This window comes from Mesorhizobium sp. M7A.F.Ca.ET.027.02.1.1 (assembly GCF_004022985.1).
Taxonomy (GTDB): domain Bacteria; phylum Pseudomonadota; class Alphaproteobacteria; order Rhizobiales; family Rhizobiaceae; genus Mesorhizobium.
Window position 1 is genome coordinate 1 of record NZ_RZOL01000999.1, and the last position, 378, is coordinate 378.

Sequence of the window (378 nt, forward strand, 5' to 3'; positions counted from 1 at the left end):
GTCCGTGTCCTACCAGGAAGCGCGCTTCGACACGTGCGCCGGCAGCCATACCGGCGTGAAAGGCGCGATGCAGCTCACCAAGAGTACGGGCCGCGGCCTCGGCTTCGATCGCGATATCAACGAACAGAATGTCGAGGGCGGAGTGAAGCTGCTGAGTCAAGCGGTCAAGAAATGCGGCGGCACGAATTACGCATGCCTCGCCTCTTACTACAACGGTTCGACGGCGGCCGAACAGGCCAATTGGTCGGCTGGCGTCGGGCGCTGGCATGGATACTTCAACGAGTATGCGGGGTCCGGTAAAGCGCCGGCTGCCGCCCCGCCGCCCTTTAGCATCCAGGTTAGCGGCACCGCCGCTGCCGGTGCCGCACAGACTGGCGG

The 378-nt window shown here is 64.6% G+C and carries 1 protein-coding gene; it reads left to right on the top strand.

Going from position 1 to position 378, the window contains the following annotated elements; translation table 11 throughout:
• Positions 1 to 378: transglycosylase SLT domain-containing protein (locus tag EN749_RS37445; RefSeq protein ID WP_189368101.1), on the top strand; the 378-nt coding region annotated here is incomplete at both ends.